A 22,861-nucleotide genomic window follows, 5' to 3' on the forward strand; every position below is an offset into this window, starting at 1 on the left:
GGAGCAAAGGAATCTTAGATGAACGGGATAGAATTCAGTTATATACATCGGCTTGATGACTTCACGAGCATAAGGGAATTTGAATTTTCAATAAATAGCATAAAAAGAATTCCTATTCATTACTTTTTGAGATGCTTATTACAGACAGCTTTAAGGATAAACAATTTTTCCTGTACACTTAACATTCTCCAGCACTTAGCACGAATAATCATAGTTATTTCCCCTCTCCTTCTTTTCATCATCTTTTGCTTACTTGTCTTTACCTCCATTTAAACCATTACAAACACTTCAATTTGCTACATATTTACAAACAAAAATACTTTCTCCGACATGTTGCCCTATCGAAAAAAGTATTAATTGAAAACGAATGTCAATCCGTATGGGTAATTGTAGAATTTCTTTTTAGAAAAATGCTGTTCTCGTAAACTTTGTTGCTTTTGAAAAAGCGAGTAGTGGTTGATTTTTTTTCTACTTCTACTTTTAGATAGTTTTAGATTACAGCTTATTGATCAGACTATTCACGAAAGAAGTTTCACAAAATGATGAAGAACTCTGGCTGTCAGCCCCCATATGACCTTGTCTTCATAGTAGTAAAAATGTTCTTTCATATTTCTTGCTTGCCAGTTGTAATTTTCTCCACCCGGGATTCGTTTGAAAGGAAAGCTCTCTTCCGGCTCCATCTTGAACTTGATATTATACAAGTCCGGTTCCTTTTCCTGAAGATAGGTTAATGGTGTAGTAAAGATTTCTTCCACCTCAGCTTGATTCGGTTTTAATTCTTTCAAGGATACATTTATCTTACCTACAAATGGATAAATGATCGTCCCAAAAGGAGACACGATATAATCGAGTGGATACACATCCGTAATGGTATCCGTATGAATCCCCAGTTCTTCTGATGTCTCACGAATAGCTGCCGATTTCTCATCTGAATCACTTCGATCGATCCGCCCCCCGGGAAAACAAATTTCCCCTGGTTGTCTTCTCATATTTAAGGAACGAACTTCAAATAAAACATGCGTTTGGCCGTTAACCTCAATCAAAGGAAGTAGAATAGCATATTCAGAAAATGTTTCACTTCCAAGTACTTTCGGTGTTCTTTCTTTGAATAGCTGCAGTATCTCATTCACATCCATACTATCCCCCCTTGTTTAGATAATCTATTCTATGATTTTCTTTATTATAGTATGAACAAGTAGCAAGACCAAACTATACGTTTCCCCACTTGGCTATCTATCCATAACACTAACTCTTAGAAGCTGTTTTTCCAATTGGAGATCATCTGTCCCGATCTTAATTCATTGCCTCAAATCCAAAAAAATAAACATCCTGCTGAACTTATCGGCAGGATGCTTTGTTTCTTATTGTTTCTCCGAATTATTTCCTTTCCATCCCTGAATTCCATCGTCTTCGATGATCCCCAACGTTACGTCCGCAATATCCGGATCACTCATCAATTTTTCTTGAACAGAGAATTTAATATCATCTGCTTCCGAAAGGGGTAATCCTCTTTTCAGTTCAAGATACGATTCAACATGATAGTATCGACCTTCCTGAGTGATCCTTAGTTTGTAGATATCGATTACTGCTTCGTGCTCAAAGATCGCACTTGCGATTCGGTCCTCGACTTCCTTTGGAGCAGCCACTCCTATCAGACCGACCATGTTGTCATAACCGACTCTGAAGGCGACTCCAACCATGAGGAAACCAATCACAATGGTGACGATCCCATCCAGTAGCTGATAGGCAGAGAAATAGGACACCAATACGGCAATCAGAGCTAAGATAGCCCCTGAAACAGCGACCAAATCCTCATAAAAAACGAGCCTTGTCGGTGGTGAAGCACGCTTTACGTTTTTAAACGCTCCTGAGAAAATTCCCAACCCCGTGCTTTCAGCTCTTGCTTCCTGTCCGATTTCCCTCATTACTTTATAGAGAATGGCACCATCGATAAGGATATTCAATAGTAATACCGACACATTCAGCCAAATGCCCTTTACCAGAGCGGGATGTTTTAGTAAATGAATCCCTTCTCTTATGGTTTCATAGGCCATGATGGAAACAACGATAACCGCAACCATGCAGAAAAGATTGATGACTCTTCCAAATCCTGTCGGGAATTTCTCCGTTGGTTGTTTTTCTGAAAGAACACTTCCTATAAATACAAAGCCTTGGTTCACTGCATCAGCTAAGGAATGCATCGCCGAGGCAAACATTGCTCCACTTCCACTGATGAAGTAGGCTATCCCCTTTGCAATCGCCAGAATTCCGTTCCCCACCATAGCGAAAAACGATGACTTGTTTCCTTTCTTCACTAATGAAAAAAATGATTGATCCCCCAACATTTCACACCACCTATACTTAATACTTAACAAGTAGTATCTCACCAGAAAGAACTTTCATAAGCCAATTGACGAACCTTTTCAGCTTTTCTATACTGTAACAATGAATGTATAGATGATTACATGTAAAACGAATCTATTTAGGTCAGGAGAACAAAACATGGATTTTACTATTCAAAACCTTTCCTTTTACTTAATACAGGTAGAGGGCAAAGGGGAAGAAGCCGATAAACGACATAAGCATTTTCAAACATTAACCGGAGCCGAATATGAGGAGAGCCCGTTAAAAAATTTTTTAGATGGGGAACTAACCAAGATTGTAAAACGGAAGGTAGATCGACATTCAAAGTCTGAATCTGCTCCAACCAAAATTGGACGCTTTGTAGTGGAACCGGGTCATGAACTGACTTCCAATCCAAATTATAATTTATTTCACCGCACCCGGTTTGCAGAAAACAAAGAGGACTTTCGAGAAGCCTGTGATCAAATCGTTCAAATGTACATAGAAGCAAGTGCTATCCGCGGTGGTGCTTTCCTCGTTGCCACAGCCAAGCTGACGAAATTCTTCGACGATCCTTTTGTGTTCATCATGAAATGTGATTTTGAACCAAAGGTTGCCACCATAACCGATGAAGCGACTCTGATTCACAATGTCGAAATGGCGATTACGACGAAAAACATGAAATCCATCCAATACCCCTATATGCCTGAGGAAGGCATGATGGACTCTGCCGAAATCAAAATCCATCAAGCATCACACGCCAGATACTTTGAAGATTTCTTAAAATGGGTGGAATATGAAAAGTCAATGCCGGAAATCGTGAAATCCCAAGTGTACGGGATGGTGAAGGAACATATTTCCGAAACGTATGCTGAAGAAAGCGACGAACGGGTTGAATTTGAAGAAGCGGTGGAAGAATGGGCAATCAGTCCAAAGCGTGAGCTTCAGGAAAGGTTCACAACTGAACAAGTGGTAGAAGCCACCTCCCAAATCGTCGAGCAGTCACCAGAAGTCGAACTGAAGGTGAAACTTGATCATGTCTCTGTTAAAGCTCTTCTTTCCGACTTTGGTGATAGCATTCATCTGGCGAAAGTGAACGGTCGATATGTACTGATGATCGAAAGCGAGTCCGTCATGTTTGAAAAAGGCTTCTCACCTCTTGAATTTTTAAAGCCGGATGAGTTGCATGAAGTGATTCAGCGAATACAAGAAAAAGAATAAGAAGGGGCCATATTTTAAAATACATGGCTCTTTTTTAAAAACCCTCTTGTCTAAATGAAGGAATTTTCATAAAATTTAGTAAGTGAATTCTTTACATTATGAATAATTGGGGATGAAACATGCTTACTTCAAAACAGCTTCAAGACATTAAAAGCCTGCAGATCGTCTGCGAAAAGCACGAAGAGATAAAATTAAAACTGAACTGGGATATGCTTAAAAACCGAACAAACAGCCTGGATGATTTTCTTCTTTACAAAGAGGAGCAACTGATTGGGTTTTTAGGGTTGTACGGCTTTGGAGAAACTTATGAATTATGTGGGATGATTCACCCGGATTACCGTAAACAACAACTATTTAGAGAACTATTCCAGGAAGCCATCCAATCACTAAGGTCACGGTCTGTTCAAAAACTCTTACTGAATTCTCCCGGTTCTTCGGCATCTGGGAAGGAATTTATTGAAAAAATAAAAGCCTCTTATGATTTTACAGAATATGAAATGAAGTGGAATAATAAAACCTTGTCCCTAAACAACACTGATCTTCAATTACGGAATGCTTCTGAAAAGGATTTAGAAACAATCATTGACCTTGATGAAAAATGCTTTCATGTTGTAAGGTCTGATGCTGAATCCTATACCAAGAGATTGCTTGAAGAATCAGGGGAAGGCAATTTAATGATTGTCTATAATGGAGCAACCGTAGGGAAGATTAGAATCCAACGAGTGGACAATCGAAGCTTTATTTATGGATTTGCTATCCATCCCTCCCATCAGGGAAAAGGCATCGGTAGAAATGCCCTGTCTCAAGTCGTGATGAAGGAATCCCAGTGGACCAGCGATATTTACCTGGATGTAGCTGCTACAAACAGGAATGCACTTAAGCTTTATGAATCAAGTGGTTTTCAAACCTTCTATAATCAGGATTACTACCAGTTTTCTTTATAAGATATAAGCCATATTAACGAGTAAAGCACAGAGGTTCAGACCCCTGTGCTTTTTTAGCGGTAAAATTTATGTTCTATTTTCCACGTATCTTCAATGGTCAAAACACCATGGGAGAAGTAAGGAAGTTTTCGTTTATCCGTGGGAGAACCAGGATTAAACAACAGTCTCCCTTTCATATAGCGGGAGTATGGGATATGTGAATGACCAAAGACGATCAAGTCTACCTCATCAGATTCGAACGCTTCAAGAGCTCTTTTCTCCGTAGTTTTCCCCTTCCCGTCTCCGTGCACCACGCCGATTTTCAGTCCTTGTTTCTGGATGATTCTTTTTTGGGGAAGAAGAGCCCGAAGATCTGCATTGTCGACATTTCCGACAACGGCAATCAGTTCTCCGTACTCCATAAACTCTTTATAAACATCGAATGTTTGAAAGTCTCCGGCATGGATGATTAAATCATTTTTCCTGAGATCTTCCTTCAGAATTTCCGGAAGCCCTCTCCTTTTTTTAGGCATGTGGGTATCGGACACAACTATAATCTTCATCTCATACTCCTTTTGGCTTCACTGTGCTTTTTCTTTCAATTGTTTCCGTTCTATCTCAATTTGATCAAGGTCAATTCGGTTAAACAATGGTGTTGTCGCTTCAATGCCGATTTCTATCGGCAAACCTACCGGCGCCCATACGGATTGCCCGCTCAACCCCAGTTGACCAGTTAATTTTGAAGAAGTGAAGGGGAGGAACGGTTGAATGAGATTCCTTAAATTACATAATAGGTACAGGAATTCCTCTAATATCTTTCTTCCTTTTTCCCTATCCTCTTTTAATACATTCCACGGTTTCAATTCATCAAAACGCTTATTCGACCATCGAATGAATTCGAATGCTATTTCAATTCCCTGTCGAGTGTTACCGTCCTCAATCGATTGGCCAACAGAATAAAATGTTTCTTCTATTTTATCCTTAACAACATTAGGTACACTAGAAAGCGAAACGTTATGACCAAATTCTTTCCCATAAAATTTTAACGTGCGTTGAACCAGATTCCCCAGAGCTCCCAGCAGTTCACTGTTATGACTATAAATGAATTCTCTCCAGGAGAAATCTGCATCTCTCTTTTCCGGTGCATTAATGGTGAGAAAATACCGAATGGAATCTGGATGATACTCGTTTAGGAGATCCTTCACCCAAACAGCCCAATTCCCACTCGTTGAAATTTTCTTTTTCTCAAGCGTCAAGTATTCATTTGAAACAATATAGTCAGGTAGATTCCTTTCGCCAATTCCTATAAGAATGGCCGGCCAGATAATACTATGAAAAGGGATATTATCTTTTCCATGAACATAATAGGACGTGGTTTCCTCCTGCCAAAAGTCCCTCCACTCACGCTGATGCTCCCTCGCCCACTTTTTTGAAGCACTCAAGTAGCCACTCACTGCTTCTATCCAAACATATATTTTCTTATCTTGAAAACCTTGAATCGGGACTTGCACACCATTCTCTAAATCCCTTGTCACCGGCCGGTCATGCAAGCCTTCCTTTAAATAGCGTTTTGTGAGCTGAAGGGCATTATCTCTCCACCCTGTGCCGTTATCCATCAGTAATTGTTGAAGAGGCTCCTGCAATTTAGAAAGGGAGAAATATAAATGCTTTGTCGTTTTCAGCACCGGTTCATGACCACAGAGCTTGCAGGTTTTATCCATTAAATCAGTAGGGTCTAAAACCGTCGAGCATTGATCACACTGATCACCTCTTGCCCTCGAACCACAAACGGGACAGACTCCTTCCACAAACCGATCAGGCAGAAATTGATGATCATGCTCACAATACGTTTGCTCCACTTCTTTTTCATAAAGCCAGCCCCGTTGATAAAGGGTGGTAAAGATGCTTCGAACTTCTTCATGATGATGTGAGTGATCAGTTCTTGTATACTCATCATAGCTAAAACCTAAGGCGTGGAAACACTCCAGGAATTCGTTGTGATATCGATTCGCGACCTCTTCAATACTTGTTCCTTCCTGTCTGGCCCTAATACCAATGGGGGTCCCATTACAGTCACTTCCTGACACGTAGAGAACATCCTCTCCTTTTAGTCGGTAATACCGTGCAATTATGTCCCCTGGCAATAGGGCTGCGATGTGACCTAAATGTAACGACCCATTCGCGTATGGCCAAGCGCCACCAATAAATATAGTCATGACCTTTTCCTCCTCCTGAACAATATAAAAAACCCCTCGTCCTTAGATATCGATCGACATCTAAGGACGAGGGGCTGAACTCGTGGTACCACCTTAGTTTATAGCTTGCTCACACAAGTCTATCTCAGCAAGTACGGAGCATAAAAAAGCTCTTATACCGTGACATGGATAACGGATGCCCACTCCCGTCCTACCCTACACCAAAACGGTTCGAGTAGAATGCTCCGAGACCATTTTCCATAACGAGTTACCCTGCTTCTTTTCAGCTACCGAAGCTCTCTGATAAAGGACTCATCTATGGACTCTTCTCATCAACGCAAGTTAGATTTGTTTATATTATGCCACTTTTTTAAAAAATTGCAACATTTCTTTAAAGGTTTTATTTGTGTGTATTAGTGGAAAGGTGAATAGACGATACTATTTTATTAGGCCAGATTTCATCAAAAGAGGTGATGCCCTGTTGTTTTCATTACAAAAGCAATTCAAGCGTCCTAATGGATTACTCGGCTGGTTTGCCGGAAAAGTAATGGAATTCGATAATAGAAAAATAAATAATTGGTCCATTAAGCAATTGTCGATTAAAGATGGCGATCATATTTTGGAAGTAGGCTATGGGCCCGGATATTGTATTCATCGCATTTCAAGTCATTTCCCTAAATCGCTTGTGGATGGGGTTGATATTTCTGACACAATGAAGAATGCTGCACAGAATAAGAATGAAAAAGCCATTGAGAATGGAAGAGTTCGGTTATTTCTTCATGATATCAGTCAATTTGAATTGAACAATGTTGAGTACGATCGGATTTTTTCCGTCAATAACTATCCACTATGGAAGGACCAGGAAAAATCCCTTTCACATTTATATAATATGCTTAAAAAGGGCGGCACCCTTCTCATCACCGTTCAACCACGCGGGGATGAAGAAAGGGATAGCCGGGCGAAACACTATGGTGAAAGTATTTCTGAAGCTTTGCATGAAGCTGGCTTTAAAGATATCACTCTTTCTTATAAAAATGTTAAACCCGCTTTAACGGTATGTGTGAAGGGTGTGAAGTAGATTTGCATAAACAAGAACCTCCTGAAGAAAATCAATTCCTATAGGAGGTTTTTTCCTATACCGTTTACATATATTCAATCCTCTTTAACCCGTGCAAATCATTAATAAATTCCCGTTAATATCCCTAAAGTTAAAATATGAAAAGTCTGGAAACGTGATGATCCCTGATTCAAATGTGACTTTCTTTTCGTGAAAGTCTTCTCTTACTTTTTCAATTTGAGTCGTATGGAAATTGCAGATGGGAACATTAGAAACAGGTGGAGTGAATCCTTTTTCCTCTTCTAAAGTTAGGGATGTTTCCCCCATCTGAAAAGTATATACGGGAAGCTCCCCAATCTCCTTATACTGCACGGGATCGATTTCAAAACCTAGCACTTTTCCGTACCAATCCACAGACTCCTTTAGATTAAACACGGGAATAAACACTGTATTCAGCTTTCTTTGAATCATATGAACTCCTCCTTATGTAGCCGGCTTTTCCACCAGGTGAAAGTCAATTTGATTTCCGTGAACTTCAAGCCGGGCTCGGATTCCGTTTGGAAGGATAAACATAGGATCAGTATGACCGAAATCCAGGTCCGTAACGACTGGGATTTCATACCCCTCTGTTACACGGGATAAAATGCCGGCCAGTTGATTTTCTTTGAAGCTAACGTGATCATGAAAGCGTCCAATGACAAGACCTTTAATTTTAGAATATACCCCCATGTGTCTGAGTTGAGTTAAATATCGATCAATTGACGACGGGGTTTCCTCTGGATCATCTTCAATACATAAGATGGCACCATCGAGATCCGGAAAGTATTCTGTTCCTGCGAGAAGGAGCATGGTTCCCATATTGGCTGCAATGATTTTCCCTTCTGCTCTTCCTTCTTTGACTACACGAGGTCCCTTATTTTCAACTTGTTCTCTTAAACGATTGTCTTCTTCGTCCCACCATAAATGTTCCATTACATAGGATGGAGAGGCAGAGTAATCTACTCTTTCTCCTTGAACGAGTGATTGGAAAAAGTGTTCCTTTGTGTATGTTAGTACTCCTCCATATTCCCCAAACTGAGGCAGAACGGCAGGTCCAAGATATGTTGTGAGGCCGGTAATTTGATAAATTGCCATGTGGAGAGCGGTTATGTCACTGAAGCCGAGAAAAACTTTTGGATTATTTTGGATTAATGAGAAATCAAGATGATCCAGAAGTTGATGAGAACAGGTTCCTCCTATTGTGGTGATGATGGCTTTTACATTCTTATCCCCGAAGAGATTATGCAGGTCCTCCACTCTTTCCTCAACGGTACCAGCCATATACTCTTGTATTTTCAACGTGTTTGGCGCTACTTTCACGTTAAAGCCCAACCTCTTAAGCTCTTCAATCCCCCTTTTCAATCTTTTAGGGCAATGAGCAGCGACTGGAGAAGATGGGGAACAAATCCCAATCGTATCTCCTATTTTTAATCGATTTGGAATCGTCATCCGTCTGACCTCTCTATCAATTATGTCTTATATTGTCAGATTAATTGAAATAGTAGTACAATACAACCTTAATCTTCGTATTTCTGATCTGAAAATAAAACAGCCAGCCCACTTAGGACTGACTGTACCCATTTTACTCTTCCGTGTTGCTTTCTTCAGTGTTGCTTTCTTCTTCCATGTTTTCTTCCGTTTCAGTTCCTGTGTCTTCCTCTGTGTCACTGCTGCATCCGGCTGCAAATGTTACTACTGATAGAGCTGTCATTAACATTAATAACCACTTTTTCATACTTTTCATTTTAATAGCCTCCTGTTATGATGCTTTGTTCAACTACATCTCTATCATACTGATTTCACGAGGAAAAAGAAGGCTATTTACCTTTATTTAACACACATTTAGAATCTGTTAATCTAGGCGTTCATTTATTTACGAATAATTCAGTAATCTTTACAAATGTAATGCTTTAGCCTTTGAAGCACTGATTAATTCTTTTATTTCCTCAAACGATTCATGCTGGATCAAATCGATTATTTTGCTTCCAACGACTACTCCATCACAGTACTTACTCATGGTACGCACATGTTCAGGAGTGGATATTCCAAACCCCGCAAGTACTGGGACCGGACTGTTTTCTTTCAATTTATTTAGGTGATCTGAAATATCGTTGCCAAACCCTTCTCTCGTTCCTGTAATACCATTAATCGTAACAGCATAAAGGAAACCTTCAGTAACGGAAGCTAATTTCTGAATTCTCTCTAACGGACTCGTAAGCGTTGCTAATTGAATAAGGGCGATACCATTTTCTTGAGATGGTCCCCTAACCAATTCATGATGTTCAAGTGGCAGATCAGGAATGATCACACCGTCCACCCCTGCATCCTTACAATCCCGAAAGAAACGCTCCACTCCATATTTGTAGATGGGGTTAATATATGTCATAAAGACTAACGGAATGCCAATTTCCTTTCTGCTTTCCTTTAACACTTCAAAAACCTTTTGTAGTGTCGTCCCATTTTCCAGGGCCCGCTTCCCCGCCTCTTGGATGGTCGGTCCGTCGGCAACGGGATCCGAGAACGGGATCCCGACTTCAATGGCCGTCGCTCCTCTTTCTTCGAGCATTTTCAAAGTCGATATCAAGGACTCTATCCCCCCATCCCCTGCCATCACGTAAGGAATGAACAGTTTATTTCCTTTATCCAGTTCAGCTTTAAACGTGTTTTCAAGAAATGTTTTACCCATGTTGACTACCTCCCAGCAACTCTTTCACTTGTTCCACATCTTTATCTCCTCTACCTGACAAACAGATGACAACCGATTCTTCTGTTGACATATTTTCAGCTAACTTCACCGCATAGGCGACTGCATGTGAGCTTTCCAGTGCTGGTATAATCCCCTCTGTCTGGGATAATTGCTTAAATGCCGCTAATGCTTCCACGTCTGAGATCGACGAATATTCCACTCTATCAATATCTTTCAAGTAGCTATGTTCCGGACCGACACCAGGGTAATCAAGGCCTGCTGAAACCGAGTGGGCTTCTTGAATCTGCCCTTCATCATTTTGCAGCAGATACATCATACTGCCATGAAGAATCCCGACGGACCCCTTTGTTAATGTGGCTGCATGTTTGTCGGTTTCAATCCCGCTTCCAGCCGCTTCCACACCGTATAAGTCAACTTCTCTATCATCAATGAACGGGTGAAACATTCCGATGGCATTGCTGCCGCCTCCAACACAAGCGACGATGGCCTTTGGCAGGCATTTTTCTTTTTCGAAGAATTGTCGCTTTGTTTCTTTCCCGATCACACTTTGAAAATCCCGTACCATTTTAGGAAATGGGTGTGGTCCCAAAACGGAGCCAATAATGTAGTGTGTGTCCTCTACATTCGCTACCCAGTAGCGCAGAGCTTCATTGACTGCATCTTTTAATGTGGCACTTCCCTGGGTGACACTCACCACTTTCGCTCCCATTAACTCCATTCTGAATACGTTGAGCTTCTGTCTGCGAATGTCTTGCTCCCCCATAAAAATGACGCAATCCAGGTTTAATAGAGCGCATACCGTTGCCGTCGCCACACCGTGCTGCCCTGCCCCTGTTTCCGCCACGATTTTTCTTTTGCCCATCCGTTCTGCAAGCAGGGCCTGACCGATTGTATTATTGATTTTGTGAGCACCCGTATGATTGAGATCCTCACGTTTTAAATAGATTTTCGCTCCCCCTACCTGTTTGCTTAGATTTTCAGCAAAGTAGAGTGGGTTTTCTCTTCCTACATAATCCTTTAAGTAGTTTTGAAGTTTCACTTGGAATTCTTCATCCTTAGAGGCTTCATCATAAGCCTCTTCCAATTCTTGAACAGCCTTCATCAATGATTCCGGAACGAACCTTCCCCCGAATTGCCCGAATAACCCTTTTTGATCTGGTTGTGCGTATATCATCTCAATTCCTCCATTCATTGATTTAATCAATCGTTATACCGACTTCGCCTCTTGAATAAATGATTCTATCTTTCTTCTATCCTTCTTCCCATCCGTCTCCACACCACTTGAAACATCCACCATATAGGGACGGACCTTTGTGATCGCCTCCCGAACATTATCCAGATTCAATCCACCGGCAAGGAGCAAGTGTTGAGGGATGTTTAGTTCATGGACATAATCCCAATTAAACGTCGTCCCATTCCCTCCACGATGAGGCCCCTTTCCGCTATCCACCAAAATCATCTCTCCGCCAAAGAATTCGATCCCATCTAAGTCTTCTTTTTCCTTTATCGAAATCGCCTTGATAAAAGGAATATTGAGACTATTACAAAACTGGACTGATTCATCTCCATGAAGCTGTACGTAATCTAGATTTACTGTTCTGGATATTTCCTCCATCTTCTCTTTAGCCTCATTTACAAACACGCCAATTTTTAATACATTCGAAGGCAGTGAAGCACTTATTAGTGCTGCTGATTCCGCGTCAATTTTTCTTTTACTATCTGCGAACACGAATCCTATCGCATCAGCTCCAGCTTCAAGTGCCCACAGAGCCTCTTCTTGTCTTCTAATTCCACACACCTTTACTTTGGTCATTTCACCACACCTTTTCTTACTTGTAAGGAGGCAAGCTTAGTTGCAGGGTCATCACTTCTCATTAACGACTCTCCGACGAGGACTCCATCCGCACCTGCGATTACGACTTGATGACAGTCTGCTTCATTTCTTATTCCACTTTCACTTATGAACACGATATCTGTTCCATTTACCATGGAGCCAAGAGTTTCTGTGATAAGCAGATTTACTTCAAAGGTTTTCAGGTTGCGATTATTCACACCAATTATGGTTGCCCCTAATTCGATTGCAACATTCATTTCTTCTTCATTATGAACTTCCACCAGAACTTCCAGTTCAAGCTTCGTTGCATAAGAATATAATTCCTGTAATCTATTATTATCCAGGGCAGCCACTATTAGAAGAATGACATTTGCCCCGGCGTCTTTTGCACGATCTATCTGTATTTCATCGATAATAAAGTCTTTACAAAGAATGGGGAGGGAGACTGCTTTACGAACATTCGCGAGATCCTCCATACTTCCTTTAAAGAAAGGAGCATCGGTTAATACCGATATGGCACATGCTCCCGCTTCTTCATACTTCTTTGCTTGAATCACAGGATTCACTTCTGTTCGGATATCTCCTTTTGATGGAGATGCCCGCTTAATTTCAGCAATCACTTGTAATCTGGATGCTGTTTTTAATGCTTCATATAAGGAATGATCGGGAGCACCCTTATAATAATAGGGTTCATAACCTGCATTCTTTAACTCTTTAACTTCCTCTTTCTTTTTTTCAAGAATGGTGTGTAGAATGGTAGACAATTAAATCACCTGCTTTCGACGTTGTTGACTATAACGAACCAATGAGTGGAGCTTTTCTTTTGCACGACCGCTTTCTATACTTTCTCTGGCAAGCTTTACACCTTCTGCAAATGTTGCCGCTTTGCCATGAGCGAACAGGCCGATTCCTGTATTGAATAAGACCGTATCAGTGTAAGCCCCTTTCTTCCCATTTAACACATCTTCTAAAATAATGGCATTGTCTCCAGCGTCCCCTCCACGTATCTCTTCCAGGGAATAACAAGGAAGGCCGACATCTTCTCCTGTTAATGTAAGTGAAGTAATTTCCCCTTGATCCAGCAGTACGAGATGATTTTCTCCTGCTAATGAGGCTTCATCCATGTAATCAGCCCCATTAAGGACAATCGCCCGTTTTCTGCCTAATTCATGTAAAACATGCGCCATTGTTTCTAATTTATCTCTTCTATATACCCCTAGGAGCTGTGTTTCCAGATGAACCGGATTGGTTAACGGTCCAATGAGATTAAAGATGGTAGGAATCTTTAATTCTTTCCGTACCTTCATTACCTTTTTTAAACCTGAGTGAATATGGGGTGCAAATAGAAAAGCAATATTGGTTTCATTCAGTAAACTTTCAACCTCATGTGGTTGAAAATCGAGTGCTACTCCTAAATGTTCTAACACATCTGCACTACCGGTTTTACTGGAAATACTTCTGTTACCATGTTTCGCAACCTTCACCCCGGCACCGGCAAGAACAAATGCACTCGTTGTACTGATATTAAAGCTCTGTGATCCGTCTCCACCTGTTCCGCAGTTATCTAATATTCCAGTTAATGTGCTTTTAATCGGCATCGCTTTCTCCCTTAAAACTTCAACAAGAGCGGTAATTTCATCTACTGTTTCCCCCTTCGTTTTTAATAAGGTCAGGAAACAGGCGATTTGACTATCCGTTGTTTCTTCAATGAACAATTCTTCTACTGCTCTTCTCATATCTTCTTTCTCTAATGAATGACCGCTAGATAGCTTCTGTAGATAAGGTTTCACGGTTATTCTCCTTTCTCATATGAACTAAAAAGTTTTGAATGATTTTCTTTCCTGTTTTCGTACCAATGGATTCCGGATGAAATTGAACCCCGTACATTGGATACTTCATATGCTTTATCGCCATGATTTCTCTATCATCCATGGACAATGCGACAGCCTCTAATTGTGTCGGCAGGGTCCCATTCTTAATCACCAGGGAATGATATCTCATCACTTCTAATGGTTGCGGCAGATACTCGAATACTCCGCTGCCGTCGTGTTTAATAAGGGATGTTTTTCCGTGCATGACTTTCTCAGCGACTTCGATGGTTGCCCCGAATGCGGCCCCGATAGCCTGATGCCCTAAACAAACCCCGAAAATCGGCACACTAGCGTGAAGATTCTGTATAATCGAGATGCAAATGCCTGCATTTTCTGGTTTCCCTGGACCTGGTGATAGAATGATTCCCGCAGGATTCAATTCCTTGATTTCTTCTAATGAAATAGCATCATTCCGTTTCACGATTACTTCTTCACCGAGCTCTTCTATATATTGATACAGGTTATACGTAAAGGAATCATAGTTATCAATAAGAAGGATCATCCTGTCACCTCCAATAATGATTTTGCTTTATTCATGGTTTCTTCATATTCACTGGCTGGGTCTGAATCATAAACAATCCCGGCACCGGCTTGAACGTATGCCGTTTTATCCTTAAGAACCATCGTCCGGATGGCGAGGGCAAAATCCAAATTCCCGTTCACCCCGATATACCCGACGGCACCTGAGTACACGCCGCGCTTTGTGGTTTCAAGTTCATTGATGATTTGCATCGCCCTGATTTTCGGCGCTCCGCTGACGGTACCTGCCGGCAAGCAATTTGTTAATGCTTCCAGTGGTTTCACTTCTTCTTTTAATTCACCCTTTACTTCCGAAACGATGTGCATGACATATTTATATCTCTCAATCGTTAAATACTTTGAAAGGTAAATCGAGCCGATCTCACAAACTCTCCCTAAATCATTTCTTCCTAAGTCAACCAGCATTCGATGTTCAGCGATTTCTTTTTCATCTGTAAGTAATTCCTTCTCGAGCTCCCTGTCCAGGTCAAGTGTTTCTCCCCTTCTTCGCGTTCCTGCAATTGGATTCGTGGTGATTTCCCTCCCTTGAACTTTCAGCAAGCTTTCTGGTGATGCACCCATTACGACATAATCCTCGAAATCAATGAAGAACATGTAAGGGGACGGGTTAGATTTCCTCAAGCTTCTATAGAATGAAAATGGATCACCGGAAAAGGACGCCTTAAGTCTTTGAGAGAGGACGACTTGAAATATCTCACCTTCTCCTATGGATCGCTTTGCCTCCTCCACTTTTACCATGAATTCATCTTTTGAGGTTTGGGCATGGAAAGAAAGGCGATCCAGATTCTTTTTATGAGTTTTCAAATACACATTGCTCAGCTCAGCCTCGACTTCCTTCACCTTTTTATCCAGATCTCCTGTCTGATCCTCTGTCCACTCATTCATGACGACAATAAATACTTTGTGTTCCAGATGATCAAACACAATGACTTTTTCATAAAACATGAGATGAATATCCGGCATTTCCAATTCATCTTGAGGAGTTACACCGATGTCTTCGTAGAGTCGAATAACGTCATATCCCAGATATCCAATCCCCCCACCTGTAAAAGGAAAAGGCGCACTTTTTAGTTTGTGGGAAGGAATAAGGTTTTGTATGATTTGAATGGGATCCCCCACTCTTTCATCAACTTCATTTGTAGATGATTTTTTTAACTGTACGGTATTTCCGTATGCTTTACACTCTAGAAATGGATCACTCCCAACAAATGAATACCGACCGGATTGTTCATGCTTCAATGAGCTCTCCAATAAAAATTTCTTCTTACCTTTTAACGATTGAAAAAGTGAGATGGGTGTAAAGATGTCTCCGTTTAATTCTTTCACCACATAATCCAATGCTTGCTGTTTCATCATTTCATGCCTCCAATTCAATGTTCCGCTTAAAATAAAAAAGTCCCCTATGAACAGAAAGATCTGTTCATAGAGGACGATGCTGACCGCGGTGCCACCTCTAGTTGGGATACTTTGATGTATCCCCTCTTGCTTCAAGTACAGGGAATGAATAACCCGATACTCTATCCATTTAACGGTGGAATTCCGTACGATCCTACTTCCATTCAGATCATCACTCATAAGTCCATTCCAGACAAGCTATCATGCCAAGGTCTCACCATCCTCAGCTCTCTGTCATGCATCACTTGAATGTACTCCTCTTACTCAACGATTTATCATTATTCAGTTATAAAAAAAGGGCATCTCGATCCATTTACATCATGTAAAGGACGAGATACCCGTGGTGCCACCTTTGTTGACTGCCTGAACAGTCCACTTTATCGTATCGAAGCGGTTTGCTTTAATACGCGTCTTTTATAACGATAAGACATTCGCCAAAGCCTACTCCCTGAAGTTTCGGTTTGGAGGCTCAGAAGTCCATTCCCAAAGATCGTTCACACTGGTTCTCACCAACCACCAGCTCTCTTAAGTGTCGATCAGAGGTACTCCTCTTCGTCAAAGCCATTCGCTCATTTAATTAATTGTTTATTATACTAATAGCATTCCTTCACAATGTCAACTATTTATATGAAATAATATTCCGATATGCATCAAAAGGTTCACACAACGGAAATCATCATCGAATCGCACACGGGCTTATAGCCGATTTCCATATAAATCTTGTTGGAGGTGGGATTATCCAGGTCCGTATAGAGCGAACAAAAGGAGTGGTCCTTCAACAATAGACGGCTCAGTTCTGCTACAACAGAAGACGCGTATCCTTTTTTCCTGTATTCTGAAGGGGTGTATACAAAATTAACGGTAATGCCGTTTTCCGTTCTCCTTGCCCCCCGTGCCATGGAAACAGGCCTTCCGTCCACTTCCCAAAAGTACACATATGGTTCATTTTCAATCATATCTTTCGCCCTTTCAAGAGCCTCTTCACCCGACATGGGTAGCACTTCTGTATCCTCGATAAATCCAAGGAGCCATCGGGCTAAAAGTTCCTCCTGGCCCTTCCGTACGGGAACCATTTTCCCATCACTTAAAGGAATATCATTCACCTTATTCAATTGGTAAACACGTTGCCTCATACGGACATTGAAACTCTCTCCCATAACGTGACACCATGCATGAGTCAATTGAAGTGCGGTTTCTTTCTCAGCAACAAAACCGGGAATGGTGATATTGGTATTCTCGCAGAACGCTATGAGCTGTTCGGCTATTCCCTGAATTCCTACTTTCTCCACCTTAAGTGTACTGACAAGGTAATGAGGAGGGGTCATGATGAAGGATCCAACCACCGCCCCGACCTCACTTTCCACTAAAAGAAGAAGCGGATCTTTATATTTGTCACTCGTTTTCATCGTGTTCAACAAACCCAAAGGCAGGTTATTCGCTGCTTCATCTTCCATTAAAAGGGAATAGACCTTATCTTGGAAAACTTTCGGGTCTTTATACTGGATCACCTTATACATATTATCACCCCATTCCCAGAATTCGACATAAGTAGTCGAGGTTCCTCCTTACTTCTGAAGTTTTCTGCCTGTAATGGAGTGATATACATGGTAAGCACTTACAGATACACCGATGGTCCCTGCACCTGGAAAGACTGAGTCACCGCATACCCATACATTTTTCAAGGGAGCCCTGTGGGAAAGACTATTGAAGAGAGCATGACCATTAGATTGAGGAAATCCACCGACAATTCCCCCAGGCCGTCCAGTAAATCGTTCCCAGGCTTTAGGTGCCCCAGGGTAAAGATTTACAAGACTATCTCTTATAGTAGGAATGACTAACTCAATGGAATTGATCATTTTCTCTTTAAGATTCTCCTTGTAAGAATCGTATTTTTCTTTGGTTTCCCATTTTTCTAATTTAGTATGGGTTGATACCGTTAAGGTACGGAATCCTTCCGGGGCACGCTGACGATCATTTGGATGGGATAGCGATAAGAAGAGATGATCCCCTTCTGACATATTCCCATTTGGGCTTGCACAAATTTGAGAAAACAAAGGATAGGACTCTGGGAGTAATTCTTCTTTCAGTAACATGTAAAGGGACATGGTGCCCCAAATATCTTCATTCTCTTTTCCTTTTAAATAGTTTTCAAGTTTTGGTGTATATTGTGGGGCAAATAGATTTTTTAAAGATTGCACCGGGACGTTGCATACAATATGGTTTGCACGATATTCATTACCCCTATGATCAAGGATTATCCATTCTTTTTCGTGATGATCACGATCGATGCTAACCACCTTTCTCCCTAAAGTCGTTTTAACTCCTACAGATTCTGAAAACCGGACAAGGCAATGGGCTATTTGGAATAATCCACCTTCCAGATAGAATGCTCCTTCGTGGTACATATCCATAGCCAAGCACCCCAGCAATAAAGTACACTGATCGCTGGTCACCTGCATGCTATCTATCAGTTGTCCATCGATAAAATGCTTAAATGAAGAGTGTTCGTGGATTCCGTGTTTTTCTAATAAGTCGATCATTGTTTTTTGAAAGGCAGGAAGTAGCATCAGAGATCCGGGTTTCAAACTAAACGTAAGCTCCATCCAGTCCTTCATCGTTTTAGGTGGAAGTATCGGCAACGCGACCATCAGTTTTCGTATTTCTGTAGCAATCCTGTACACTTCTTCATAAAAAGAGCTCAGCTCCTCTGATATTTCTGGATACGCTTTCTTCAACTCATTCACATGTGTTTCCCTATCTCGGTAGAATATAAAGGTTTTGTCTGGAAGATGAATATTCATAACCTGATCAAGCATTAGAGACACAGGGGGTTCTATCCCTAAATAGTGAAAAATACGCTGATGGATACCTCCTTTTTCAAACCCCATTCCAAGAGTTGCCCCTACAGGAAATAAGGCTTTTCCTCTCTGGAATTTACCGGCGCATCCTCCCCATTCCCTGGAAGCCTCAAGAATCTGTACATTGTAATCAGCACTTCCAAGGAGTGAAGCTGCGGTCAGACCACCGATTCCTCCGCCTATTATGACAACAGAATTTTTCAAGATTCTTCACCCAATTCATTGATTCTTTCTATAACGTACTCTTTTCCCTCGATAAATACAAAAATGGATGGGTTAAACCCATCCATCTTGACGATAATGTGCTTGAGTAAACAGGGAAACGAGCACATACATGAAAAATGAAATGATAATTGGGAAAATCACCGTGTGCATATCCAGATAATTAGGTGCGAAACTGTGAAATAAGATGTACGCTACCAGTCCTGATAGCATTGAAGCAACGGCACCTTGTGCATTTCCCTTTTTCCAATATAAACCTAAAACAATCGGCCAAATAAAAACAGCTTCAAGGCCTCCAAATGAAAATAAATTAAGCCAGATAATTAATTCAGGAGGACTGAGCGCCATAAGAAAAACAAGAATACCCGTTATACTCGTCACCCAAAAGCTAATCCTTTTGACTTGTTTTTCCTTTGCATCTTTATTGATGAAATTCATGTACACATCTTTCACAATAGCCGAGGATACAATCAATAATAACGAATCCACTGTCGACATGATCGCCGCCATCGGAGCCGCCAGGACAATTCCGGCAAGCCATGGTGGAAGAACTTCTAAAGCGAGAAGGGGCATGACTTTATCAGCTATTTCTATTCCCGGGACCACGACCCTTGCAAGCACACCAATTAAGTGCATACCAAGCATAATGGAACCGACCACAATGGTTCCGATGATAAGTGCTCTGTGCAAGGACCTGGAATTCTTATAGCTCATGGCTCTGACTGCCACCTGAGGCAATCCGACAACACCCACACCCACTAAAATCCAGAAAGAAGAAATATAGCGGGCACTTAGTTCTCCATCATGGCCATGAGGACTTAATAGATTAGGATTTTCCGCTTTCAATCCCATCATGATGTTCTCCATGCCACCTCCCGCGATGATAGTGGCAATCAATAGAATAATCGTCCCACCAAGCATGACCACCCCCTGAATCGCATCCGTGATGGCAACCGCACGAAAGCCACCGATAATAACATAAACCAGAACCGATACCGCAAACAGGAAAAGAGCACTCTCGTAGGATAAACCGGTTAATGATTCAATGAGACGTGCCCCCCCTACCCATTGAGCAATCATCGCTGAGAATAAAAAGAGGATGATACTAATGGCCGATAGAATGGTAATCTTATTACTGCCATATCTGCCTTGTAGATAATCGATCAATGTAACGGCCTTGTATTTCCTTGCCATAATCGCGAACTTTTTCCCAAGTATAAGGAGAACAAAGTATCCTGTTACAACCTGTGACATGGCTAAAAGAACCCACGATAAACCATATGTATAAGCTGCGCCTGGTCCTCCGATGAAACTACTGGCACTTCCATAAGTAGCGATCATGGTCATTGCCAAAATAAATCCGCCAAGCTGACGGCTTCCCAAGAAGTATTCCTGGACGAAGGAATCTGCTCTACTCACTTTTCTGGCAGAATAAATTCCCACAACAAAAATCAAGATTAAAAAAGCAAATAAGGGAATCAATGCCATACTATTCATGCTTATCCTCCTCATCGTCAAACGGAATGTCAGTAAGCATGTATTTTACGACGATAATCACTAACAATACCATAAGAAAGAAGCCAACGATGCAGCTGTAAAAAAACCACTCAGGCATCCCGAGGATCCAATCGTAATCTGAAACCGGTTGACCACCTAACCCGAATGCAAAACCATACCACCATAAGAAATTTATAAGAACAAGTGCTATTCCTATCAGTGCCTCGTGACCAGCAACCCTGAACCGTTTATCCTCTTTATGATCCACTTACTTTTATCCCTCCTTAAAATACACATCTTAAACAATTTACGACAGGAAGAAATGAAATGCAATAGAAAAGACAGACCCGAAGCATCTGCTTCGGGTCTGTCTTTTTATATCTAATAAAGGGGGTTTTTCATGAACCATTCTCTATAGAAAGAGGGGGAAACTCTTTTGTTCAAATGAGAATGATTTTCAATATCATTGTAATCCCTCTAATAATAATTGTCAACATAAAACTTTTATTTAATGAAGGAAATATTTGGTGCCTCAAAATGTGAATTGTGGTAAAATTCTAAATTGAGCTCATGTGATAGTGATAGAGAATCGAGGGGGATACGTTTGAAAGAAAAATTCAAATCATTTGGAATACCTTTAGTTTTAATCGTTATGTTTATAGGAGCATTATTTCTCCACCAGCTTTTACAAGTAAAACAACAACCACAGCCTGACTGGAGCAGATCCATTCCATTAAACTACAATTCTGAAGAACGCCCTGTCATCTTTAATGGAAGTGAAGGACTCTTCTTGGCCAGCAAAGGAAAAATTACAGGGCTAACTTTCGAAGGATCATTGGATTCTACCAAAGAAACAACGCTAAACACCAGCGTTACACGGGGCCATCCTTTTTGGACAGACGGAACAAAAGTCATTCAGATCAAGGATGACAAGTTAATCTCTACAGAGCGTAATGAAGTAACGACGATTGCTGAAGAAGCAACAGGTATCAGCACTGCATTGAAATCTGTGTACTTCTGGAATAAAGAGAACCTTTTTTCTCTTAACCCCGCTGATTCATTAGTGACAGAAGTTTTCAGCTTTTCTAATGAAATACTGGACGTCTATATTGGAAATAATGGCAGTGCCGTAGTACAGGTTAGACAAGATGACGGTCACTCTCACCTGTACTATATGGATGATACGTTACAAGTAGTGAAGGATCCATTTGCAATTGTTAACACAGCAACGAATCATCATATTAATGGATTAACCTTTGCCACCGAAAGCAATCAATTAACTCTTCTTTATAATGAAGAGATGCGAGCCCAGGGAACATTGTCATATAAGATTTTCAAGCTGCAAACACCGATAGATGAAATAGGATCTTCAATTTTGAAGCCCACAAAAATTGATTTTACGAACAAAATATCAGGGGCCAAACTTCAAAGTCCAAGAACCGCACAACTTCTTTCCATTAATGGGGAAAAATCCATTCTCTTCACATCTGAAGGTCATCGGGTTGGGGATAATAATGCGATTAGTCTATATGTAGCACCTTTCAGTGACTCTAATCAATTAATAGCGGCTCCAGTCAGTACAACAAAACATTTTACGTATTCTCCACATCAACTTACGAAGTATAGCATTGTCTGGTTGGATTATGATGGGGATACGTATGAGTTATTTGGTGCTTCGCAGGATGCACAGGTTATCTCCAAAAGCACTGAATGGTCGAAACGAAGTGTCAAAGAAGCCGTTAACAATTCCGTACTTATGATATTCAGCAGTTTAATCACGATCATGGTTTCATTCTATTGGGTACTACCTTCCTTATTTCTTTTAATTCTGCTTTATATTTTTAAACCGAATATATTTGAGAAGGAAGAGATCAACTGGGTTGAATATGCCTCCATCATTATATTTTTAGTAATGCCGCTAACCTTCATCACTAAAGCGATGGGCGATTACTTCTACTTTGCTGCACCCGAATACCTGATGTTTTCAGGAAGTCAGTATGTACTATTACTCGTAATCAGCTCCATTACTGCACTCCTATGGAAATTTGGGAGAGACCCTGACTGGGGTACTTTTGGTGGAGTATTCTATTTCATGGGTATTTACATTCTTCTATATGCCACTTCTATTGGACCATATATTTTTAATTTGTTTTGATTTG

General features: G+C 41.0%; 22 protein-coding genes and 3 other annotated features. Of the genes, 4 read left to right on the forward strand and 18 right to left on the reverse strand.

Annotated features, from left to right (window positions below; translation table 11 throughout):
• Positions 1 to 518: 518 nt before the first annotated feature.
• Together Q1B03_RS01865 and Q1B03_RS01870 are read right to left on the reverse strand one after the other, a co-directional pair.
• Positions 519 to 1,136: a CoA pyrophosphatase gene (locus Q1B03_RS01865; protein ID WP_299737572.1), complete on the reverse strand. Its 618-nt coding sequence runs from the start codon at positions 1,134 to 1,136 to the stop codon at positions 519 to 521.
• Positions 1,137 to 1,361: 225 nt separating this feature from the next.
• Positions 1,362 to 2,345: a cation diffusion facilitator family transporter gene (locus tag Q1B03_RS01870; RefSeq protein ID WP_299737574.1), complete on the reverse strand. Its 984-nt coding sequence runs from the start codon at positions 2,343 to 2,345 to the stop codon at positions 1,362 to 1,364.
• A 157-nt stretch (positions 2,346 to 2,502) separates the two neighbouring features.
• On the opposite strand from Q1B03_RS01870, the gene Q1B03_RS01875 reads away from it, so the two are divergent.
• Together Q1B03_RS01875 and Q1B03_RS01880 are read left to right on the forward strand one after the other, a co-directional pair.
• Positions 2,503 to 3,564, forward strand: coding sequence for a DUF3900 domain-containing protein (locus tag Q1B03_RS01875; RefSeq protein WP_299737576.1), 1,062 nt, complete (start codon positions 2,503 to 2,505; stop codon positions 3,562 to 3,564).
• 119 nt (positions 3,565 to 3,683) lie between these two features.
• A complete protein-coding gene (locus Q1B03_RS01880; protein WP_299737578.1) occupies positions 3,684 to 4,508 on the forward strand; it encodes a GNAT family N-acetyltransferase in 825 nt (274 codons plus the stop codon).
• A gap of 53 nt (positions 4,509 to 4,561) precedes the next feature.
• On the opposite strand, the gene Q1B03_RS01885 is transcribed toward Q1B03_RS01880, so the two are convergent.
• On the reverse strand, positions 4,562 to 5,050 hold the full coding sequence (locus Q1B03_RS01885; protein ID WP_299737579.1) for a metallophosphoesterase: 489 nt from the start codon (positions 5,048 to 5,050) through the stop codon (positions 4,562 to 4,564).
• A gap of 18 nt (positions 5,051 to 5,068) precedes the next feature.
• The gene (gene metG, locus Q1B03_RS01890; protein ID WP_299739566.1) at positions 5,069 to 6,727 is read right to left on the reverse strand and encodes a methionine--tRNA ligase; all 1,659 of its coding nucleotides are present in this window, start codon (positions 6,725 to 6,727) and stop codon (positions 5,069 to 5,071) included.
• 35 nt (positions 6,728 to 6,762) lie between these two features.
• Positions 6,763 to 7,027: a binding site (T-box leader), on the reverse strand.
• A 136-nt stretch (positions 7,028 to 7,163) separates the two neighbouring features.
• Between metG and Q1B03_RS01895 the strand changes: the two genes are divergently transcribed.
• Positions 7,164 to 7,760, forward strand: coding sequence for a class I SAM-dependent methyltransferase (locus tag Q1B03_RS01895; protein ID WP_299737581.1), 597 nt, complete (start codon positions 7,164 to 7,166; stop codon positions 7,758 to 7,760).
• Positions 7,761 to 7,844: 84 nt separating this feature from the next.
• On the opposite strand, the gene Q1B03_RS01900 is transcribed toward Q1B03_RS01895, so the two are convergent.
• The 14 genes from Q1B03_RS01900 to Q1B03_RS01965 all read right to left on the reverse strand — a co-directional run bounded on the left by Q1B03_RS01900 (position 7,845) and on the right by Q1B03_RS01965 (position 20,970).
• A complete protein-coding gene (locus Q1B03_RS01900) occupies positions 7,845 to 8,210 on the reverse strand; it encodes a VOC family protein (RefSeq protein WP_299737583.1) in 366 nt (121 codons plus the stop codon).
• A 12-nt stretch (positions 8,211 to 8,222) separates the two neighbouring features.
• Positions 8,223 to 9,227: a S66 peptidase family protein gene (locus tag Q1B03_RS01905; RefSeq protein WP_299737585.1), complete on the reverse strand. Its 1,005-nt coding sequence runs from the start codon at positions 9,225 to 9,227 to the stop codon at positions 8,223 to 8,225.
• 133 nt (positions 9,228 to 9,360) lie between these two features.
• Positions 9,361 to 9,522 carry a hypothetical protein gene (locus Q1B03_RS01910; RefSeq protein ID WP_299737587.1) on the reverse strand — a complete coding sequence of 54 codons (162 nt, stop codon included), beginning with the start codon at positions 9,520 to 9,522 and terminating at the stop codon, positions 9,361 to 9,363.
• 150 nt (positions 9,523 to 9,672) lie between these two features.
• Positions 9,673 to 10,464 (reverse strand): tryptophan synthase subunit alpha, encoded by a 792-nt coding sequence (trpA, locus tag Q1B03_RS01915; RefSeq protein WP_299737590.1) that lies wholly within the window; start codon positions 10,462 to 10,464, stop codon positions 9,673 to 9,675.
• Positions 10,457 to 11,659 carry a tryptophan synthase subunit beta gene (gene trpB, locus Q1B03_RS01920; protein WP_299737593.1) on the reverse strand — a complete coding sequence of 401 codons (1,203 nt, stop codon included), beginning with the start codon at positions 11,657 to 11,659 and terminating at the stop codon, positions 10,457 to 10,459. The genes trpA and trpB overlap by 8 nt, the downstream gene beginning before the upstream one ends.
• 33 nt (positions 11,660 to 11,692) lie before the next feature.
• Positions 11,693 to 12,298 (reverse strand): phosphoribosylanthranilate isomerase, encoded by a 606-nt coding sequence (locus Q1B03_RS01925; RefSeq protein WP_299737595.1) that lies wholly within the window; start codon positions 12,296 to 12,298, stop codon positions 11,693 to 11,695.
• Positions 12,295 to 13,083 carry an indole-3-glycerol phosphate synthase TrpC gene (gene trpC / locus Q1B03_RS01930; RefSeq protein ID WP_299737597.1) on the reverse strand — a complete coding sequence of 263 codons (789 nt, stop codon included), beginning with the start codon at positions 13,081 to 13,083 and terminating at the stop codon, positions 12,295 to 12,297. Before trpC ends, Q1B03_RS01925 begins: the two co-directional genes overlap by 4 nt.
• Positions 13,084 to 14,109 (reverse strand): anthranilate phosphoribosyltransferase, encoded by a 1,026-nt coding sequence (gene trpD / locus Q1B03_RS01935; RefSeq protein ID WP_299737599.1) that lies wholly within the window; start codon positions 14,107 to 14,109, stop codon positions 13,084 to 13,086. It lies immediately after the preceding gene.
• Positions 14,081 to 14,692 (reverse strand): aminodeoxychorismate/anthranilate synthase component II, encoded by a 612-nt coding sequence (locus Q1B03_RS01940; RefSeq protein ID WP_299737602.1) that lies wholly within the window; start codon positions 14,690 to 14,692, stop codon positions 14,081 to 14,083. Before Q1B03_RS01940 ends, trpD begins: the two co-directional genes overlap by 29 nt.
• Positions 14,689 to 16,086: an anthranilate synthase component I gene (gene trpE, locus Q1B03_RS01945; protein ID WP_299737604.1), complete on the reverse strand. Its 1,398-nt coding sequence runs from the start codon at positions 16,084 to 16,086 to the stop codon at positions 14,689 to 14,691. Before trpE ends, Q1B03_RS01940 begins: the two co-directional genes overlap by 4 nt.
• 66 nt (positions 16,087 to 16,152) lie before the next feature.
• Positions 16,153 to 16,402, reverse strand: a binding site (T-box leader).
• Positions 16,403 to 16,447: 45 nt separating this feature from the next.
• Positions 16,448 to 16,693, reverse strand: a binding site (T-box leader).
• A gap of 91 nt (positions 16,694 to 16,784) precedes the next feature.
• The gene (locus Q1B03_RS01950; RefSeq protein WP_299737606.1) at positions 16,785 to 17,642 is read right to left on the reverse strand and encodes a GNAT family N-acetyltransferase; all 858 of its coding nucleotides are present in this window, start codon (positions 17,640 to 17,642) and stop codon (positions 16,785 to 16,787) included.
• 48 nt (positions 17,643 to 17,690) lie between these two features.
• Positions 17,691 to 19,187: an FAD-dependent oxidoreductase gene (locus tag Q1B03_RS01955; RefSeq protein WP_299737608.1), complete on the reverse strand. Its 1,497-nt coding sequence runs from the start codon at positions 19,185 to 19,187 to the stop codon at positions 17,691 to 17,693.
• Positions 19,188 to 19,259: 72 nt separating this feature from the next.
• On the reverse strand, positions 19,260 to 20,702 hold the full coding sequence (gene panF / locus Q1B03_RS01960; RefSeq protein WP_299737610.1) for a sodium/pantothenate symporter: 1,443 nt from the start codon (positions 20,700 to 20,702) through the stop codon (positions 19,260 to 19,262).
• On the reverse strand, positions 20,695 to 20,970 hold the full coding sequence (locus tag Q1B03_RS01965; protein WP_299737613.1) for a YhdT family protein: 276 nt from the start codon (positions 20,968 to 20,970) through the stop codon (positions 20,695 to 20,697). Before Q1B03_RS01965 ends, panF begins: the two co-directional genes overlap by 8 nt.
• 336 nt (positions 20,971 to 21,306) lie before the next feature.
• Here Q1B03_RS01965 and Q1B03_RS01970 point away from each other — a divergent pair, with 336 nt between their 5' ends.
• On the forward strand, positions 21,307 to 22,857 hold the full coding sequence (locus Q1B03_RS01970) for a hypothetical protein (protein WP_299737616.1): 1,551 nt from the start codon (positions 21,307 to 21,309) through the stop codon (positions 22,855 to 22,857).
• The last annotated feature ends 4 nt before the right edge of the window (positions 22,858 to 22,861 follow it).

This window comes from uncultured Rossellomorea sp., assembly GCF_947488365.1.
Lineage (GTDB): Bacteria > Bacillota > Bacilli > Bacillales > Bacillaceae_B > Rossellomorea.

Excerpts from the sequence above, each read along its gene's own strand:
- Q1B03_RS01900 (WP_299737583.1), bottom strand. The coding sequence starts at position 8,210 with ATGATTCAAAGAAAGCTGAATACAGTGTTTATTCCCGTGTTTAATCTA.
- Q1B03_RS01905 (WP_299737585.1), bottom strand. The coding sequence starts at position 9,227 with ATGACGATTCCAAATCGATTAAAAATAGGAGATACGATTGGGATTTGT.
- trpE (WP_299737604.1), bottom strand. The coding sequence starts at position 16,086 with ATGATGAAACAGCAAGCATTGGATTATGTGGTGAAAGAATTAAACGGA.
- Q1B03_RS01875 (WP_299737576.1), top strand. The coding sequence starts at position 2,503 with ATGGATTTTACTATTCAAAACCTTTCCTTTTACTTAATACAGGTAGAG.
- Q1B03_RS01885 (WP_299737579.1), bottom strand. The coding sequence starts at position 5,050 with ATGAAGATTATAGTTGTGTCCGATACCCACATGCCTAAAAAAAGGAGA.
- panF (WP_299737610.1), bottom strand. The coding sequence starts at position 20,702 with ATGAATAGTATGGCATTGATTCCCTTATTTGCTTTTTTAATCTTGATT.
- Q1B03_RS01925 (WP_299737595.1), bottom strand. The coding sequence starts at position 12,298 with ATGACCAAAGTAAAGGTGTGTGGAATTAGAAGACAAGAAGAGGCTCTG.
- Q1B03_RS01950 (WP_299737606.1), bottom strand. The coding sequence starts at position 17,642 with ATGTATAAGGTGATCCAGTATAAAGACCCGAAAGTTTTCCAAGATAAG.
- Q1B03_RS01870 (WP_299737574.1), bottom strand. The coding sequence starts at position 2,345 with ATGTTGGGGGATCAATCATTTTTTTCATTAGTGAAGAAAGGAAACAAG.
- trpA (WP_299737590.1), bottom strand. The coding sequence starts at position 10,464 with ATGGGTAAAACATTTCTTGAAAACACGTTTAAAGCTGAACTGGATAAA.
- Q1B03_RS01940 (WP_299737602.1), bottom strand. The coding sequence starts at position 14,692 with ATGATCCTTCTTATTGATAACTATGATTCCTTTACGTATAACCTGTAT.
- trpB (WP_299737593.1), bottom strand. The coding sequence starts at position 11,659 with ATGATATACGCACAACCAGATCAAAAAGGGTTATTCGGGCAATTCGGG.
- Q1B03_RS01910 (WP_299737587.1), bottom strand. The coding sequence starts at position 9,522 with ATGAAAAGTATGAAAAAGTGGTTATTAATGTTAATGACAGCTCTATCA.
- Q1B03_RS01880 (WP_299737578.1), top strand. The coding sequence starts at position 3,684 with ATGCTTACTTCAAAACAGCTTCAAGACATTAAAAGCCTGCAGATCGTC.
- Q1B03_RS01865 (WP_299737572.1), bottom strand. The coding sequence starts at position 1,136 with ATGGATGTGAATGAGATACTGCAGCTATTCAAAGAAAGAACACCGAAA.